This is a genomic window from Rhizobium sp. PP-F2F-G48, assembly GCF_004342335.1.
Lineage (GTDB): Bacteria > Pseudomonadota > Alphaproteobacteria > Rhizobiales > Rhizobiaceae > Ferranicluibacter.
The window spans coordinates 15,927-32,363 of the sequence record NZ_SLVH01000007.1; the positions used below are offsets into that span (position 1 = coordinate 15,927).

Below are 16,437 nucleotides of genomic sequence, written 5' to 3' on the forward strand. Positions count from 1 at the left end.
AGCGGCCATGAAAGGCCATGTGAAAGAAGACGACTGCTTAATCGTGTAGCATGATTAAAAGACGGGCAAGTCTGTTTTGTCAAGGGGTACGTCTTCCTGAAAGAAAAGCGTCTGACATTGGCATTCGCGTCAGAGCCAAGATTCTCATCTCATGCTTGGATTTTTCCAACAAAGCTTGAGCAGGCAAGAAAAATAGCGCTCGATGACCGTGTCAGAAATCGGTGTAGTAACGGCATTCACTTTCGGTCATTGACGACCCGTCGCGTTTTGCAGTGCAAAATTGGCAGGTACCTATCCAGACCTAGCGCCGCGCCGCGAGCAGTCTGGCGAAACAAACATCCCGTGAGGCGCAGATAATTTCCGGTCCCGACGCGCGCCGATGGTTTCGGTGCAGTCGGATACTGGTTTTATTGAACTGACTGCTTCCACCCCGCAGGACGATATGCGCGGGGTGGCTCAGGTCGCGCCGCTTTGGGACGGCAGCACGGATGGCAGCCGTCAGGAATCCATATCGAGGGCATGATCGAGGGCAAGGTTCGGCGCGCACAGCGCCTGGGTCCCGCTCTTGTGGTCGTCTGTGACCGTCACGGCGAGAAGGATGTCCTAGTTGAGCGACCAGCATTCATATTCAACGAAGAACCCGTCCCGCGAGAGCTGCGTCTCCGGCATCCCGAAAATGAGCGCGGAGCGCGCGCGCCTGTTCGCCATCCAGCTCGTCGGACGGCTTATGGTCGTGATCGACGATCGGGCGGAACTGGCTTTCATAGGAATTCATCGGCGCAGAGATAGGTTGGTAGGGAGGCTACGGCCACTCCACCAGACTTGTGAAGGACGGGAAGTCCTTGGGCAGTTGCGCCCATTGGCACCCCGTCGATGCGATATACTGGATCGCATTCCACAGGGTACGCCTTGTGCATGCGCGGGCATCCGACCTTGGAGGTATGCCTCAATCATAATGGCCGGACGACAGCCCACGCCTCATCGGTGCGGCCGCTTGCATAGCGCAGCCTGCTTCTGTCATGTTGGCGCCGAGCGGGTTCAGTCCAGCCCATGTGATCCCCGTGGTCTTCGCAAGTCCGGTGAATCACAAGCTACTGAAATGGCTTAACTCAATTTTCGGTCGGGCTTTAAGGAAGCTGATGGCAAAATCTGTCTTGACGGATGAACAGGTCAAATCAGCGAAGCTTAATCGTCACGCAAGCCTCCGATGGCTGCCGGCTTTCGTTCGCCGGTATCGACCCTATGGACTGCCGCTGCTTTACGGCGCGTCAGCTCTCTTTCACTGGCGGCAATTGTCAGCGTTAATCCACGCGCGCCGGGGCAGCACGCTGGAACGCCTGGTTGCCGCAAGGCCGGAAATATGGAGTTTTCTCCGTGTCCGTTTCGTCGCCGCGCATTGGACGGCTCGAGACCGGTTTCGTCGGATCATTGATCATTGCGATCTGATGGAGTCGATCGGACGGCCATTTGACATCAAGCCGAACGAAGCCGCTACCCTGATGACCATGGACCGGATCGGTCCCTCGTTTTTGCTCGTCTTGGACTCCGCGCGGTGGTTGTTTCGCGAAGGTCTTCTCGTCTTGAGCCTGATGGACCGGCAAGAGCGTATCTTTGCGATCGTCTTCACGTTGGCACGCGAGCGAAATGGAGATCGAACGGCTTACGTCGGCGGGATCCAAGGCGGCAGCGGAAAGGATGCTCTCCTGCGCAACCGAGCCTTCACCAAAGCTGCTGGTGGCACGCGGCCACAGGATATGCTCGTCGAAATGTTCCGCGCGCTGTGCCAAAGCGCAAATGTCAGCAGGATCCTATGCGTCTCCGATCGGATCCGAAACGGGCAGACGGCATTTGCTCATAGCGATGCCGGCTATGCCGATCCGGTGATGTTCGATTATGATGCGCTCTGGCGGGAACGTGGCGGTACGCTGCGAAGCGACGGCTTCTTTGATGTTCCGCTCGTTGCGCCGGTGCGCGACGACTCCGACATCCCGGCAAAAAGGCGCCAGGCTCGGCGTAAAAAGCTGGCCTTGATCGACGCGCTTAAACAGGATTTGGGCAATCGGCTCTCTGACCCTGCTACAATCCAGATTGATAAGGTCGAGCCGGTCTGATGCCAGGATGCAAGCTGATTGCGTTGGTCTGTCGCTGCTAACTCAAACCGGCCACCTTGCTTTTCAACCTTGAACGCCGGAGCATAGCAAGCCCACTTTGCGGTTTACTTCGAAAGCTCGTCTATCTCACGGCTGCAATGATTTGGATGCATTGAAAGTCGATCCGTCCAAGGCGACGCTTGAGCGCCAGTCGGGATGGTTGACCGGTTCATGGACATACACGGGCTTACCCGAGGCTATGCCAAATTTACCGATACTTGTAGAACATGCATGAGCGGAATCGGCGTTGTGCACACGATGGTCGTGCCGCTGGCGCATCCTCATCCGCACCGGCTCTGGGCGGGCCGGCATAGGCTAGACGATAATCGGCCGCGTGGCGCGAAACGCACGTCCTATATGTCGCACAACAACAATGGAGTTGGGCGCGCCTTTACGTCACGCATATCGGAGGGCATCATTGATGCCACGCCGACCATGCCGATGCTGATAGAGCTCCCGCTCAAACGCGGACGCCCCATCAAGCGCCTATCATGCGGCATGCCGTCCCGCAGTTCTTGCCACATCCTTGTCGTTCGTCAGCTTGAACTTGGCGATGAGATCGTGAAGCACGAGGCTCTCGTTGGCGAGCGTTGCGCTGGCGGCGTTTGTTTCCTCGACCATGGCCGCGTTGCGCTGCGTCACTTGGTCCATCTGGTTGACGGCCGTGTTGACTTCCGCAAGGCCGACGGACTGTTCGCGCGAGGAGGTGGCAATTGCGTCCATGTGTCGGTTGATGCTGGAGACGTGGGTCTCGATCGCCTTCAGCGCTTCCCCCGTTTCCCGAACGAAGGTGACGCCACTGGCGACCTCGGTCGACGAGATGCGGATCAACTCCTTGATATCCTTGGCTGCCTGGGCGGAACGTTGCGCCAGTTCGCGCACTTCCTGGGCGACGACGGCAAAGCCTCGTCCTGCCTCGCCCGCTCGCGCGGCCTCGATCCCTGCGTTCAGGGCCAGCAGGTTCGTCTGGAAGGCAATCTCGTCGATAATGCCGATGATGTTGGAGATTTTGCCCGAGGACTCCTCGATCCGTTCCATGGCGCCGACAGCTCCGGCCACGACAACACCGGAGCGGGTTGCGCTGGTGTTCGCAAGGATCGCGACTTCGCGGGCCTCGTCGGCCCGTTTGGAGGCGTTCGAGACATTGGCCGTGATCTGATCGAGCGCCGCTGCGGTCTCTTCCAGCGAAGCGGCCTGCTGCTCGGTGCGCTTGGACAGGTCGTCGGAGCTCGTGCTGATCTCCCGCGTGCCGCTATCGATGGAGATCGCCGCATGCGCGACGGAGCTCAGCGTGGTGCCAAGCCGGGAGACGGCATGATTGAGGTCGTGGCGCAGGGACTCGAAATCCGGAGCGAATGGTTCCTGGAGCTGAAAGGACAGGTCTCCGTCTGCAAGGCGTCGCAGGCCCGTCGCAAGGCTGCTCGTCGCCTGCTGCAGGCGCTGCTGTGCCGCAGCCTCCGCGTCCCTTGCAAAAACGGCCCGGTCGCTCTCCGATTTCTGTCTCTGGGCCTCGGCTTCGGTCTCGAGTTTCCGGTTTGCGATGGCCGCTTGACGAAAGACCTCCACGGCCTTTGCCATCTGACCGATCTCGTCGGACCGATCCTTGCCGGCGACGCTCGATTCCGTATGACCCGCCGCAAGGCCCTGCATCGCTAGCGATAAGGTCTCTATCGGCTTCGTGATCGTCCGGCGGCTGATCACGAGCAGCACGAGTGCGGACGCGACCGAGAAGGCGAGGATGGCCAGCAGAACCTTCGAGACCAGCGTCGAGAGGGCATCGCTGTGCTTCAGGACGTCCTCGGACGACATCTGGATCGCGTCTCCGGCCTTCTCCATGGCAGACTCGAGGGCCGTGAACTTGGCCTTGAAGTCCGGGAAGGCGGTTTGCATTGTGTCTGGAGCGGAGGTGGCTTTGTCGACGAGTTGCGTTGCGGTTTCGATATAGTCCTGCAACGGCGCATTCAGGTCTTTCAGCACGCTGCCGATCGGGCTTTCGCCTGCCAGCTTCGTGTTTTCGGTAATCGCCGAGCGGAAGTTGGTGACATGTTCTGCGAGATCGCTTTTGACCTCGGAAATCTCGATATTGGTGGATGGATCCCGCGACAGCATCGCGGAGAGAACGTCGGCGCGGAGGGCGTCATGCATCATGTCCGCCTCCATATGGTTGCGAAGGATGCTGGCGGAGTCCGAGACTTCGGTGACGTTTGCCGTCAGCAAGCGCGAACTGAGGAGACCGACCCCTGCCGAGCCTCCGGCCAGCGCGAACATCGCGACACTCACGATGATCATCTTGCTTCTGATCGTTGTCATTTTCCCACCCCACGCCCGACTTCCAGTGACAAGCGACAGAATGACACAAAACAAATAAGGAATATCTTAACCGGCTTGGGATGCGGGAAGGTGACCTTCGACCGAGGCTTTGCCTGGTGATGGCAACGGAAGCCGCCGTTCAATCCGCTTGCCGCTACCAAACGCTTGAATTTTGCGATATTCGGATGAACTGAAGCGCCACTGTCGGTATCGGGTCGGTATCCGGGGCGTCTGGGCCGAATGGAAATGGAATGCCTCTCTCCGCGCATCAGCGTAACAATGTCAGGACCACCGGGAACGGGCCCCGGACAATGATGTTTGCCCACGGCTATGGGTGCGACCAGGGCATGTGGCGATACGTCGCCCCGCAATTTTCGGAAGAGTTCAGGATTCTGACCTTCGATCATGTCGGCAGCGGGGGGTCGGATAGCAATGCCTTCGATCCGGGCAAGTACGCGACTTTAAAAGGGTACGCCGAGGATGTGATCGAGATTGCGCGCGAGGCGACGGTTCAAGGCGGGATCTTTGTCGGGCATTCGGTGAGCGCGATGATTGGCGTCCTCGCCGCGATCGAAGCGCCTGAACTGTTCGACGAGCTCGTGCTGGTCTGCCCGTCACCATACTTCCTCAATGACGGGGATTATCTCGGTGGCTTTACGCAGGGCGATATCGATGAGCTTCTTGCGTCGATGAGCAACAACTACGCCGCCTGGTCGAACACGATGGCACCTGCGATCATTGGCAATGCTGACCGGCCCGAGCTGGGGCAGGAGCTTGCGAGTGCATTCTGCCGGATGGATCCTGCTATCGCGGGCACGTTTGCGCGGGCCACATTCACATCGGACAATCGACCGGACCTTCCCAAAGTCTCCGCGCGAACGCTTGTCCTGCAATGCCGGGATGACATCCTGGCCGGAGAGCATATCGGGGCCTATGTGGCCTCGCAGGTTCCCGACGCGTCGCTCGTCATACTCGATGCCACAGGCCACTGTCCAAATCTCAGCGCGCCCCATGCCGTCAACGAGGCAATCAAGGCGTTTGTCGGATCGCCATGACTCGACCGGCAGCAACAGCTTTCCCGACCCCGGACGATCTTTTCGAGAATGCACCCTGCGGGTACCTCGTGCTCAGCGAGGACGGGACGATCAGGATGGTCAACGGGACCTTCTGCCGTTGGCTTTCGTGCGCGCGTGCCGAGCTTGTCGGAAAGCGGATCGCGGCGCGCCTCAGCGTTTCGAGTCGGATCGCCTATGAGACCCATTTCATGCCGCTTCTGCGCCTTGGAGGCGCCAGCCACGAGATCTCCTTCGACTTCCTCGACGCCGGCGGAGGGGCTTTCCCGGCCAGTGTCAGCGCGCTCTTCTGTCCTGCCGGCGAACAGGAGTCTTCGATCAGGCTCACGGTGTTTCCAGCCGTCCAGCGCCGCCGGTACGAGCGCGGTCTTCTCGAGGCGCGAGAGGCGTCCGAGGTGGCGCGCCACAGCGAGTTGGAGACGGGCAAGCTGCGCGAACAGTTCGTCGCCGTCCTCGGGCACGACCTGCGCAATCCACTGGCTGCCGTATCGGCAGGCATCAGGGCTCTTTCACGTGAGGCTACGACAGAACGCGGTGCGCGCGTCCTCGTTCTCATGGAGGGAAGCGTCCAACGGATGTTCGGCCTCATCGAGAATATCCTTGATTTTGCGCGCGCGCGGCTTGGTGGCGGCATCGTGCTGACCCAGTGCATCACCGACCAGCTTCCGGCAATTTTGAGCCAGGTTGTCGATGAACTTCGAGCCACGAACCCGGACAGGGTCATCGACGCAAGTTTCGACCTGCGGACGCCGGTCGAGTGTGATCCGAGCCGCATCGCTCAGCTCGTTTCGAACCTGCTGGGAAACGCGATCTCGCATGGGGCGGCGGATCGTCCCGTCCGCCTCAGCGCCGTCAGCACCGCATCGGGAGATCTCACCGTCATCGTCACCAATGAAGGCCCGACGATCCCGCCGGACGCGATGGATCGCTTGTTCGAGCCGTTCGTCCGCGGCGCGTCCAGCGGCTATAGCGAAGGTCTCGGCCTGGGGCTGCACATCGCCTCCGAGATAGCGAAGGCGCACGATGCGGTTTTAGATGTGACATCAGAGGACAGCGTGACGAGCTTCAGGCTGCGCTTGTCAGCGGTTCGGGCAAGCTGATGCTCGGAACACTCGGCAAGATCCCATCTCTGCGATGCCCCTGGAAGAGACGCGAACGAAGCGCACATCGTGTCGAGCGTCAGCGAGAGGTTAGAAGTTCTCGCTGAAGATGGGTGGAATCTCGATCCGTGTACCGGCTGCCGCGCCACTCTCTATGATGGCGAAAACGGCGTCGAGCATCGAGGGGACGTCCTGGCGGACCATTTCGACATCGTCGCCCAAAAGAGCGGCGAATGGGTCCCAGTCGAAGCAGCCGATGACGGGCGAGTACTCGCCATAATGGCCCGAGCGCTTGATCCAGCGCATCACGCCTTCCAGTGAGATCGTGGAGTTCACGAACATCCCCGATGGCAGCGATCCCTCCGTTCTCGCCAATGACGCGAGCGAGGCCTCTGCCTTTTCCGGTGCATAGCCGCTCGCCAGGATATGGCTCTCGTCGACGGGCACGCCGATATCGGCATGCGCCGCGCGAAAGCCGCGGATGCGCTCCGACGTGTTGTGGTCGCTGGCTCGGCCGCCAATGAAAAGCAACGGCTGGGCTTGCCCGAACTTTACACGGCTGTTCAGCATGATGCGGCGGGTCAGTTCGCGGGCGCCGGTGAAATTGTCCGAGATGATCGAGGGCGCCTTGGTGCCGGGAAGGTCGAGGTTCAGGCTCCCGACGTTTGCAGCCGCACACAGGTCGCTGATGCGATCCGGATCGGTCGCGCCCGTCGAGACGAGCCATTCCACCTGATAGGACAGCATGGTCCGCGCCGCCTCGACCTCCAGTTCCGGATCGCGCCGCGTGCAGGTGATGATGGGGAAGAGCCCGCGCTCGCGTGCCATCGTCTCGAACGTCTCCACGATCGAGCCGAAATAGCGATTGTCGTACTTCGGCACGATCATGCCGATGATCTTGGATTTTTCCCGCCGGAGCAGGCTCGCCTGCATGTTGACTGCATAGCCCTGCTCGTCGGCGAGCGCGGTGATGCGCTCGGCCAGCTTGGCGCTGATCCGGCGCTTCTTCCATGTTCCGTTGAGAACCGCGCTGACGGCACTGGCCGACGTGCCGGCAAGCTCTGCCAGATCGTAGATGGTCGTCTTCTTCGATGATTTTTCCTGATTCACATCAGTCTCCATTCTCCCCAACTTGACACCGATTCAATCTCGTGACAAACATGCTCCATCGATTGAGCAAGAGTGCGCAATCGATGAATTGGCCAACTGGAGGGTTGGCCGGGAGATGTTCGCCCAATTTTGATCGAAGCCGATGCCGGAGCACGATGTTTCGGCTCTGCGGACCGCGATGCCGAATGGCATCCCGCGCGTCGGCGACGATGAGGTGTGGCGAGGTCTTCGGTGACGCAGACGATTTCAAAAGGAGGAGACTATGACTTTTCGCTCTACACTGCTGGTGACGACGGCTGTCGCCGCCATGTTCTCGGGCTCTGCCTTCGCGCAGGAAGCCGCGACCGTCGCGTTCCTGATGCCGGACCAGGCCTCGACACGCTACGAGAACCACGACTATCCCGGCTTCAAGGCCGAGATGGCAAAGCTCTGCGCGGCCTGCACCGTCATCTACCAGAACGCCAATGCCGACACGGCCCTGCAGCAGCAGCAGTTCAACTCGGTCATCGCGCAGGGCGCGAAGGTCATCGTTCTCGACCCGGTGGATTCCGCCGCTGCCGCGGCGCTCGTGGAAATCGCCCAGTCGCAGGATGTGAAGGTCATCGCCTATGACCGTCCGATCCCGGCCAAGGCCGCCAATTTCTACGTGTCCTTCGACAATGAAGGCATCGGCCACGCCATCGCCCAGTCGCTCGTTGCCCATCTGAAGAAGAGCGGCGCTGCCGAAGGTGCCGGCGTGCTGCAGATCAACGGCTCGCCCACGGACGCTGCCGCCGGCCTGATCCGCGACGGCATCCATCGCGGCCTGAAGGATTCCGGCTACAAGACGCTCGCGGAATTCGACACGCCGGAATGGGCGCCGCCAAAGGCGCAGGAATGGGCTGCCGGCCAGATCACCCGCTTCGGAGCCGACATCAAGGGCGTCGTCGCGGCCAATGACGGCACCGGCGGTGGCGCCATTGCGGCCTTCAAGGCGGCCGGCGTCAATCCTGTTCCTCCGGTCACGGGCAACGATGCGACCATCGCCGCGCTGCAGCTCATCATCTCGGGCGACCAGTACAACACGATCTCCAAGCCGTCGGAAATCGTGGCGGCGGCGGCCGCGAAGGTTGCCGTCCAGTTTCTGAAGGGCGAGACGCCGGAAGCGAAGACCTCGCTTTACGACACCCCTTCGGAACTCTTCGTGCCCGCTGTCGTAACGGCCGAGAACATCAAGGCCGAGATCTTCGACAAGAAGATCCAGACGGTGGCCGAAGTCTGCACCGGCGAATATGCCGAAGGCTGCGCCAAGCTCGGCATCCAGTAAGCCGCTTGCGGCAAGCGACCGGTCGCGTTTCGGCTCGACCGGTCGATCCCTCCTCAACAGAGAGCGCGCATCATGGCGGACAGACAGACGGAAGGCTCGGCGACGGGCGGTCCCATTCTTCGGTTGACCAAAATCTCCAAGAATTTCGGCGCGGTTTCCGCGTTGACCGATATCGATCTCGAGGTGCATGCGGGCGAGGTCGTCGCGCTCGTCGGTGACAATGGTGCCGGCAAATCGACCCTGATCAAGGTTCTCGCCGGCGTGCACCAGCCGACATCAGGACAGATCGAATTCTGCGGCAAGCCCGTCAGCCTCGACAGTCCCAGCCGGGCGCTGGAGCTCGGCATCGCCACGGTGTTCCAGGATCTGGCGCTGTGCGAAAACCTCGATGTCGTCGCCAACCTGTTCCTCGGGCATGAAGTTTCGCCGTGGAGCCTCGACGAAGTGGCGATGGAAGTCCGCGCCTGGACGCTCCTGAAGGAGCTTGCCGCACGGATACCCTCCGTGCGCGAGCCGATCGCGTCGCTCTCCGGCGGTCAGCGCCAGACCGTCGCCATCGCCCGCTCGCTGCTGCTCGACCCGAAGATCATCATGCTCGACGAGCCGACGGCGGCGCTGGGCGTCGCCCAAACGGCCGAGGTGCTCAACCTCATCGAGCGCGTCAGGGAGCGCGGGCTCGGCGTCATCATCATCAGCCACAATATGGAGGACGTGCGCGCCGTTGCCGATCGCATCGTCGTGCTGCGGCTCGGGCGCAACAACGGCGTCTTCAGCCCGGATGCCTCCAATCACGAGCTTGTCGCTTCGATCACCGGTGCGACCGAAAATGCCGTCTCGCGCCGGATCGAGCGCAAGGCCGATGTCAACCCCTTGAGCGGGAGCACCGCATGAGCCAGAATCCCAATCTCAAGGGCCCGGCGCTCGACCGCAGCGACGTTCGCGTCGTGCATGCCGAAGGTCTCTCGGGCGCCCTGCACACCCTTGTCGGCCGCGTCAAATCCGGCGATCTCGGCATGCTGCCGGTCGCCATCGGCCTGATCGTCATCTCCACCGTCTTCAGCATTCTGAACCCGATTTTCCTCGCGCCGAACAACCTCGTCAATCTGCTGTTCGACTGCGCGACCGTGGGCATCATTTCGCTCGGCATCGTCTGCGTTCTCATCCTCGGCGAAATCGACCTTTCGGTCGGTTCGATGAGCGGACTGGCCTCGGCCATCATCGGCGTTCTCTGGGTCAATTCCGGTCTGCCGCTGGTCGTCGCCATCGGTGCAGCCCTTGTCACGGGTGCGCTCGTCGGTGCGCTCTATGCGTTCATGTACAATCGCCTGGGCATGCCGAGCTTCGTTGCCACGCTCTCCGGCCTGCTCGCGCTGCTCGGCCTGCAGCTCTATATTCTCGGGCCGACCGGCAGCATCAACTTGCCTTACGCCTCGCCGCTCGTGCGCTTCGGCCAGATCCTTGTCATGCCCGGCTGGATGTCGGCGCTGCTCGGCCTGCTTCCAGGCCTCGTCATGGTCTTCGTCGGCCTGTCGGTGCGCAAGCGTCGCGAGGCGGTCAACCTCTCGTCCCAGCCGCTGAGCACCTTGTTCGTCAAGGCCGGCATCCTCACGATCGTCATCGAGGCCATCGTCTCCTATCTCAATCTCGGGCGTGGCGTGCCGTGGATGTTCGGCCTCTTCGTGGTGCTGGCCATGGTTCTGAACTATGGCCTGACACGGACGCAGTGGGGCCGGTCCATGTTTGCCGTCGGTGGCAATCGCGAAGCCGCCCGGCGCTCCGGCATCAATGTGCGCCGCATCTACACCAGTGCCTTCATGCTCTGCTCGACCCTCGGCGCCCTCGGCGGTATTCTCTCCGCCTCGCGCCTCGCATCGTCCAGCCAGCAGGCCGGCACCGGCGACGTCAACCTCAACGCCATCGCGGCAGCCGTTATCGGCGGCACGAGCCTCTTCGGCGGACGCGGCAGTGCCTATTCCGCGCTGCTCGGCATCATCGTCATCCAGGCCATCTCCAATGGCCTGACCCTGCTCAACCTCAACTCGTCTTTGCGCTACATGATCACAGGCGCCGTCCTCGCCATCGCCGTCATCGTGGATTCGCTGGCTCGCCGCTCGCGCGTCAGCCACGGCCGAGCCTGAAACACTACGGGAGAATGTCTCATGTCTAATCTCATGACCGGAAAAGTCGTCGCCATCACCGGGGCCGCCTCCGGCATCGGCCTTGCCTGTGCCCGCACTCTCGTCGCCGAAGGCGCCACCGTCGTCCTTATCGATCGCGCCAAGGACAAGCTCGACACGCTCTGTGCGGAACTCGGGGACCGCGCCAAGCCGTTGGTCATCGACCTGATGGACGGCGAGGAACTCTCGGGCATCCTGCCGCGCATCCTCGAGCTTGCCGGGCGCCTCGACGTCTTCCACGCCAATGCCGGTGCCTATGTGGGCGGCGCGATTGCCGAGGGCGATCCGGATGCGTGGGACCGGATGCTGAACCTCAACATCAACGCGGCATTCCGCTCGGTCCACGCGGTTCTGCCGCACATGATCGCCCAGAAGTCCGGCGACATCCTGTTCACGAGTTCGATTGCCGGTGTCGTGCCGGTGATCTGGGAGCCGATCTACACCGCATCGAAGTTTGCCGTTCAGGCCTTCGTTCATTCGACGCGTCGCCAGGTCGCGCCGCATGGCGTTCGCGTCGGAGCTGTCCTTCCCGGCCCGGTGGTCACTGCCCTTCTCGACGACTGGCCAAAGGCCAAGATGGACGAAGCCCTGGCCAATGGCAGTCTGATGCAGCCGAAAGAGGTGGCCGATGCCGTGCTCTTCATGCTGACGCGACCGCGCAACGTCACCATCCGCGACCTCGTGATCCTCCCCAACAGCGTCGATCTCTGATCGGCGGTCGATCCGCGACGCCCAGAGACAAAGCCAGAGACAAGACAATGACAGAAGACGACAGCGCGATCACCCAGCCAGCCGCCCGTTATGTGATCGGCGTCGATGTGGGCACGGGCAGTGCACGCGCCGGCGTCTTCGATCTCGAAGGCCGGATGCTGGGCGTCGCCAAACGCGATATCACGCTGTTTCGCGAGGCCGGCGGGATGGTCGAGCAATCGAGCCGAGAGATATGGGCGGCCGTCTGCGATGTCGTGCGCAATGCCGTCGCCAAGGCGGGCATCGATCCCGCCGCGGTGATCGGCCTCGGCTTCGATGCAACCTGCTCGCTGGTCGTGCTCGGGGAGGGGGGCGCCTCCCTTCCGGTCGGCCCGTCTGAGGATCCCGACCGGGATATCATCGTCTGGATGGATCACCGCGCCGTGGCGCAGGCCGAACGCATCAACGATCTCGGCCACGACGTGCTGCGCTATGTCGGTGGGCGGATCTCGCCCGAGATGGAAACGCCGAAGCTCCTGTGGCTGAGGCAAATCCGGCCCGCCGTCTTCGACGCGGCCTGGCAATTCTTCGATCTCGCAGACTTTCTCACCTGGAAAGCGACGGGCAGCCTTTCCCGCTCCACCTGCACGGTGACCTGCAAGTGGACCTATCTGGCCCACGAAAAGCGGTGGGACCCGAGCTACTTCCAGGAGATTGGTCTGGATGTGCTGGCAGAGCAAGGCTTCGCCCGGATCGGGACGGAAATCGTCGCACCCGGCACGCCGCTGGGGCAGGGACTGTCGGTCGATGCAGCCCTCGCCATGGGCCTGAGCCCCGGTACCGCGGTTGCGGCGGGAATGATCGATGCTCATGCGGGCGGCATCGGCACCGTCGGGATCGACGGGGGCCCAGGCGCCAATCTCGGTTATGTCTTTGGAACCTCGTCCTGCACCATGACATCGACGACGGAGCCGGTCTTCGTACCCGGTGTCTGGGGCCCCTATTTCTCCGCGATGGTGCCGGGAATGTGGCTGAACGAGGGTGGCCAGAGCGCCGCCGGCTCGGCGATCGACCATCTCCTGGCGTTCCATCCCGCAGCCGCGTCGGCGAAATTGGAGGCGGCAGCGGCAGGTCTCCCCCTGCCGGTCTTCATCGCCAACGCGGCCGCCTCCCGCACAGCCTCGGCGTCGGAGGCCGTGCGGCTTGCGACCGGCCTGCATGTCGTCCCGGAGTTTCTCGGCAACCGCGCGCCCTTTGCCGACCCCCACGCCCGCGCCGTTATCGCGGGACTTGGCATGCAAGAGGACACCGACAGCCTCATTGCCCTCTACGTGGCCGGCCTCTGCGGCATTGGCTATGGTTTGCGCCAGATCATCGACACGCAGACGCAAGCCGGTGCGCCTGTAGACCGCGTGGTGATCAGCGGCGGCGCCGGCCAGCACGATCTCGTCCGCCAGATCCTTGCCGACGCCTGCGGCAAACCGGTCGTCGCCACCCGCTCGGAAGAGCCGGTCCTGCTCGGCTCGGCGATCCTCGGTGCCGTCGCCAGCGGCGTTTTTCCCGAGACCGGCGCTGCCATGAAAGCGCTCAGTCATGCAGATCGGACATACGCGCCTGCGGAAAACGAGATCGCAACCCTTCATCATCGCCGCTACGGGGTTTTCAAGACGTTGCAAGAGCAGGCGCGCTTGATGAGAGAGTTTTAAGACGCACGACGGCTTCCATCCGGTCTAGAGCATTGTTTTACCGCATTGTCCGACGCCGAAGCGATCCCGCTTCAGCGGGAAATGCTCAAGAGCCTCTGATCTGATCGGTCCGAAAAGCCTGCAACGCAGATCCCGTCACGGCGGTAATGGGCTGCAGTCAGGGAACGGAAATCGTTTCTATCTCGAGATGTTGGTACGCGTGCTGACGACCATTCCCTCTTTGGCATGACAGAACCCCCGGTTCGAGAACGGACCGGGGGTTTTGGCGTTTCGGCCCGAGAGTTCCGGGAAGGAAAATCAATGGCGACGCGACGCAGACGGTCGTCTGCCGCCGTTTGCGGCGAAGGTCTCGCCTCCGCCGCAGGCCCTCAATGCCTTGACGAAACGGCGGCGGGGGTGGCCGCACGGGCGTTGGCAAGGCCACGGATGGCTTCCTGATTTCCGGTCGCAGCCAGCGTCTCGAAGGTGCGGATCGCTTCACCGAAGCGCTTGAGCCCGAGAAGAGCGTAGCCGCGCAGGACCATCAGGTCGATCCGCTCGGGCGACAATTGCGCACGGCGGTCGAGCAGGATCAGGGCCTCGGAGAAGCGCTTCTGGTTGAAGGCGACGAGAGCGCGGTCCGAGAGAAGCGCGATCTGGATTTCCGTCGCCTTCGGCGCGTCCATCTGTCCACGCGTCGCGGCAACGGATGCCTTGTCGGTCAGGCCCTGTCGCAGATAGGCGAGGCTCTGCCCATAGGCGGCTTCGCTGCGGATGCGCGTGTCGCCGCCGCGGATTGCCGCATCGAAATGCCGGGCGGCTTCGAGCGGGCGGTTCAATTCCATCAGGCACCAGCCGCGCCCAAGCGCTTCGTCGGCCGAAAGTCCGGACGGGTCGGTGGAGCTGCTGCAGCCTCGACCGGAGGCCGAAGCGGTGCTGTTCCTTGGAGCCACCGAGCGTGCGGGGCGCTGGCGCGTTGCTGTTTCGCCGCTCGCCGACGCTGCTCGCGACGACGACCGCGCGACCGGCCGGGCCGGTTCGCGCTGAGGCGCGCCGGCAACGGCTTCGGCAGACGCCATGCGCGAGGCTTCCGTCGTATCGTCGTCTTCACCGAGCAGCGCGATCCGCGGAGAGCGGCCGGCCCACTGCCTCTGGATGCGCGCGACATCGCTGGCCATGTCCAGCTGGTTCGCGGTGATCGCGAGGCCGTAGGCAGAAGGTTCCGTTTCCGGTGCCCAGGTCAGCGAGGTCGAGAACCATTGCAGCGCGAGCTGCGGCTGTTCGAAGGCGCGTGCATACCAGCCGAACTGCTGGGCGACGTCGGCGCTTCTGGCGCGGATCGCCTCCTGGGCCATGCGCTGCAGAATGTCCGCTTCGATCACGATCGGGGGGTCGAGAGCCAACAGGTTCGCGGCGGCCGCCAGATAGGTATTGCGCGTATCGTCGGACGTGTCGCGCCAGGGATAGAGTACGGCTTCCGCCTCGCCCGGAGTCTTCCGGGCAATGAGCGTCAGCGCCAGACCTTGGGAGGCTGCGGCGGAATCTTCTTCCGCCCGCGCCCGCCGGAACCAATTCTCCGCCTGTTCGCTCTCGTTGCGCCGGACGTAGTACCAGCCGAGCAGCAAGGCGTCGGAGGCCTTTCCGCCCGTTTCGGTCGCTCGCTGAAGACGCGACAGATAGGTCGGGGGTACGGTAAGCTTCGCGTCTTCGCCCGCAGCCGCGACGAACTGGCGGGCCAGATCGTCCTTCACAGGCTCGAATTCGCCCTTGCCGGAGGCATCGGTTTTTTCCTGAGTCAGCAGCTGCTCGACCATCGGGCGGGGCAGCAACGACGCTGCCTTCTGCAGGGTTGCCAGCCGGTCCGCGCTCGCGGTGCAGCTGGAGAGGATATAGGTATAGGCGTCCATCGCCCGCTGCGGACGGTCGGTCTTTGCGAAGGCTTCCGCCAGACGCCAGAGAAGGTCGATCTCGCCGCAGACGAGCAGTTGCGGCATCTGCGCGGAAACATCGACCACGATGGGGTATTGCTGCAGGTTGGAGGCGTTGATGAGACGCTGCCGCGCTTCGCCGAGCGCCAGCATGGAGATAAGATTTTCCGGAGGCTTCCAGCCCGGTTCGCGCGCCTGGCGGTCTGCGATCGCCTTGCGGACGTCGGCATAGCGCGTTTCGCCATAGAGCGCCCACATGGCCTCCAGCTGCGTATCGGCATTGGGCGGGGCGGCCAGCGGATCTGCCGGAGGTTCCCAGTCGGGGTAAAGTGTGCGCAGCCGGGCGATTTCGGCCTGAACCCGAGCGGTGTCGCCCTGACGCGCGAAATAGCGCAATGCGCCTTCATCGACGATCGGCTTGGCTGGCTGCGACGCGGCAGACGTCGAGGGAGATGAGGGGGCTGCAGCCGGAGACGGTTCGCTTTGTGCCTGTGGCTTCGGTTCCACGGGTGCCTCGGTAAGCGCTTTCGGTGCGGGTTCCGCACTCTCGTTTTTGGGCGTGGCCGCGGCGTCGGGCTGCGTCGCCTTCGGCGGCAGGTCCTGCGACAGTTCAACCGGACGCTGCTGGCTGGAGCGCGCAGCGGGCGTCGGGGGAACCAGGCTCAGCCGATTGCCCTTCTCGTCGACAGCGGCGGGCGGCGCGAGGATCGAGCCGGTCGTCAGCTCTGCCTCGGGCCAGATGTCGGAGCCGTAATAGGTTGCCGTTGCCGTTGCTGCGGCCAGCGTCGAGAAAAGCAGGATGCGGGCGGTGGTCATGGGAACTCCCGGTGGAAAGTCCGAGGAAGAAAGGACGCGCCGGGCAGGTGCGTCGAGGCAAAGCTCGGCAGAACAGCTGTTTCGCAACGGCG

Annotated in this window: 11 protein-coding genes and 1 pseudogene; 8 read left to right on the plus strand and 4 right to left on the minus strand. The window is 62.8% G+C overall.

The window, feature by feature from the left end:
- Positions 1–817: 817 nt before the first annotated feature.
- Positions 818–1,052, minus strand: a pseudogene (locus C8J36_RS25370) (transposase); the annotation flags it as partial.
- Positions 1,053–1,139: 87 nt separating this feature from the next.
- Between C8J36_RS25370 and C8J36_RS16125 the strand changes: the two are divergent.
- Entirely contained in the window at positions 1,140–2,111 is a 972-nt protein-coding gene (locus C8J36_RS16125) for a DUF535 family protein (RefSeq protein ID WP_165915079.1), read from the plus strand.
- 528 nt (positions 2,112–2,639) lie between these two features.
- On the opposite strand, the gene C8J36_RS16130 is transcribed toward C8J36_RS16125, so the two are convergent.
- Positions 2,640–4,460: a methyl-accepting chemotaxis protein gene (locus C8J36_RS16130; protein WP_132536368.1), complete on the minus strand. Its 1,821-nt coding sequence runs from the start codon at positions 4,458–4,460 to the stop codon at positions 2,640–2,642.
- A gap of 311 nt (positions 4,461–4,771) precedes the next feature.
- Here C8J36_RS16130 and C8J36_RS16135 point away from each other — a divergent pair, with 311 nt between their 5' ends.
- Complete coding sequence (locus tag C8J36_RS16135; RefSeq protein ID WP_245506588.1) at positions 4,772–5,515, plus strand: alpha/beta hydrolase; 744 nt, start codon at positions 4,772–4,774, stop codon at positions 5,513–5,515.
- 209 nt (positions 5,516–5,724) lie between these two features.
- Positions 5,725–6,633 (plus strand): HAMP domain-containing sensor histidine kinase, encoded by a 909-nt coding sequence (locus C8J36_RS16140; RefSeq protein ID WP_245506589.1) that lies wholly within the window; start codon positions 5,725–5,727, stop codon positions 6,631–6,633.
- A 90-nt stretch (positions 6,634–6,723) separates the two neighbouring features.
- On the opposite strand, the gene C8J36_RS16145 is transcribed toward C8J36_RS16140, so the two are convergent.
- Entirely contained in the window at positions 6,724–7,743 is a 1,020-nt protein-coding gene (locus C8J36_RS16145; RefSeq protein ID WP_132536374.1) for a LacI family DNA-binding transcriptional regulator, read from the minus strand.
- Positions 7,744–8,005: 262 nt separating this feature from the next.
- Between C8J36_RS16145 and C8J36_RS16150 the strand changes: the two genes are divergently transcribed.
- The 5 genes from C8J36_RS16150 (at position 8,006) to C8J36_RS16170 (ending at position 13,622) form a co-directional block, all read left to right on the plus strand.
- Positions 8,006–9,049 (plus strand): sugar ABC transporter substrate-binding protein, encoded by a 1,044-nt coding sequence (locus C8J36_RS16150; RefSeq protein ID WP_062596057.1) that lies wholly within the window; start codon positions 8,006–8,008, stop codon positions 9,047–9,049.
- 72 nt (positions 9,050–9,121) lie between these two features.
- The gene (locus C8J36_RS16155) at positions 9,122–9,940 is read left to right on the plus strand and encodes an ATP-binding cassette domain-containing protein (protein WP_132536376.1); all 819 of its coding nucleotides are present in this window, start codon (positions 9,122–9,124) and stop codon (positions 9,938–9,940) included.
- A complete protein-coding gene (locus tag C8J36_RS16160; protein WP_132536378.1) occupies positions 9,937–11,187 on the plus strand; it encodes a sugar ABC transporter permease in 1,251 nt (416 codons plus the stop codon). The genes C8J36_RS16155 and C8J36_RS16160 overlap by 4 nt, the downstream gene beginning before the upstream one ends.
- A gap of 21 nt (positions 11,188–11,208) precedes the next feature.
- Positions 11,209–11,937: an SDR family oxidoreductase gene (locus tag C8J36_RS16165; RefSeq protein ID WP_132536380.1), complete on the plus strand. Its 729-nt coding sequence runs from the start codon at positions 11,209–11,211 to the stop codon at positions 11,935–11,937.
- A 47-nt stretch (positions 11,938–11,984) separates the two neighbouring features.
- The gene (locus C8J36_RS16170; RefSeq protein ID WP_132536382.1) at positions 11,985–13,622 is read left to right on the plus strand and encodes an FGGY-family carbohydrate kinase; all 1,638 of its coding nucleotides are present in this window, start codon (positions 11,985–11,987) and stop codon (positions 13,620–13,622) included.
- A 368-nt stretch (positions 13,623–13,990) separates the two neighbouring features.
- On the opposite strand, the gene C8J36_RS16175 is transcribed toward C8J36_RS16170, so the two are convergent.
- Positions 13,991–16,345: a cellulose synthase gene (locus C8J36_RS16175; protein WP_132536384.1), complete on the minus strand. Its 2,355-nt coding sequence runs from the start codon at positions 16,343–16,345 to the stop codon at positions 13,991–13,993.
- Positions 16,346–16,437: the final 92 nt, after the last annotated feature.

Coding starts and splice junctions, on each gene's coding strand:
- C8J36_RS16125 (WP_165915079.1), top strand. CDS start 1,140: ATGGCAAAATCTGTCTTGACGGATGAACAGGTCAAATCAGCGAAGCTT.
- C8J36_RS16130 (WP_132536368.1), bottom strand. CDS start 4,460: ATGACAACGATCAGAAGCAAGATGATCATCGTGAGTGTCGCGATGTTC.
- C8J36_RS16135 (WP_245506588.1), top strand. CDS start 4,772: ATGATGTTTGCCCACGGCTATGGGTGCGACCAGGGCATGTGGCGATAC.
- C8J36_RS16140 (WP_245506589.1), top strand. CDS start 5,725: ATGCCGCTTCTGCGCCTTGGAGGCGCCAGCCACGAGATCTCCTTCGAC.
- C8J36_RS16150 (WP_062596057.1), top strand. CDS start 8,006: ATGACTTTTCGCTCTACACTGCTGGTGACGACGGCTGTCGCCGCCATG.
- C8J36_RS16155 (WP_132536376.1), top strand. CDS start 9,122: ATGGCGGACAGACAGACGGAAGGCTCGGCGACGGGCGGTCCCATTCTT.
- C8J36_RS16160 (WP_132536378.1), top strand. CDS start 9,937: ATGAGCCAGAATCCCAATCTCAAGGGCCCGGCGCTCGACCGCAGCGAC.
- C8J36_RS16165 (WP_132536380.1), top strand. CDS start 11,209: ATGTCTAATCTCATGACCGGAAAAGTCGTCGCCATCACCGGGGCCGCC.
- C8J36_RS16170 (WP_132536382.1), top strand. CDS start 11,985: ATGACAGAAGACGACAGCGCGATCACCCAGCCAGCCGCCCGTTATGTG.
- C8J36_RS16175 (WP_132536384.1), bottom strand. CDS start 16,345: ATGACCACCGCCCGCATCCTGCTTTTCTCGACGCTGGCCGCAGCAACG.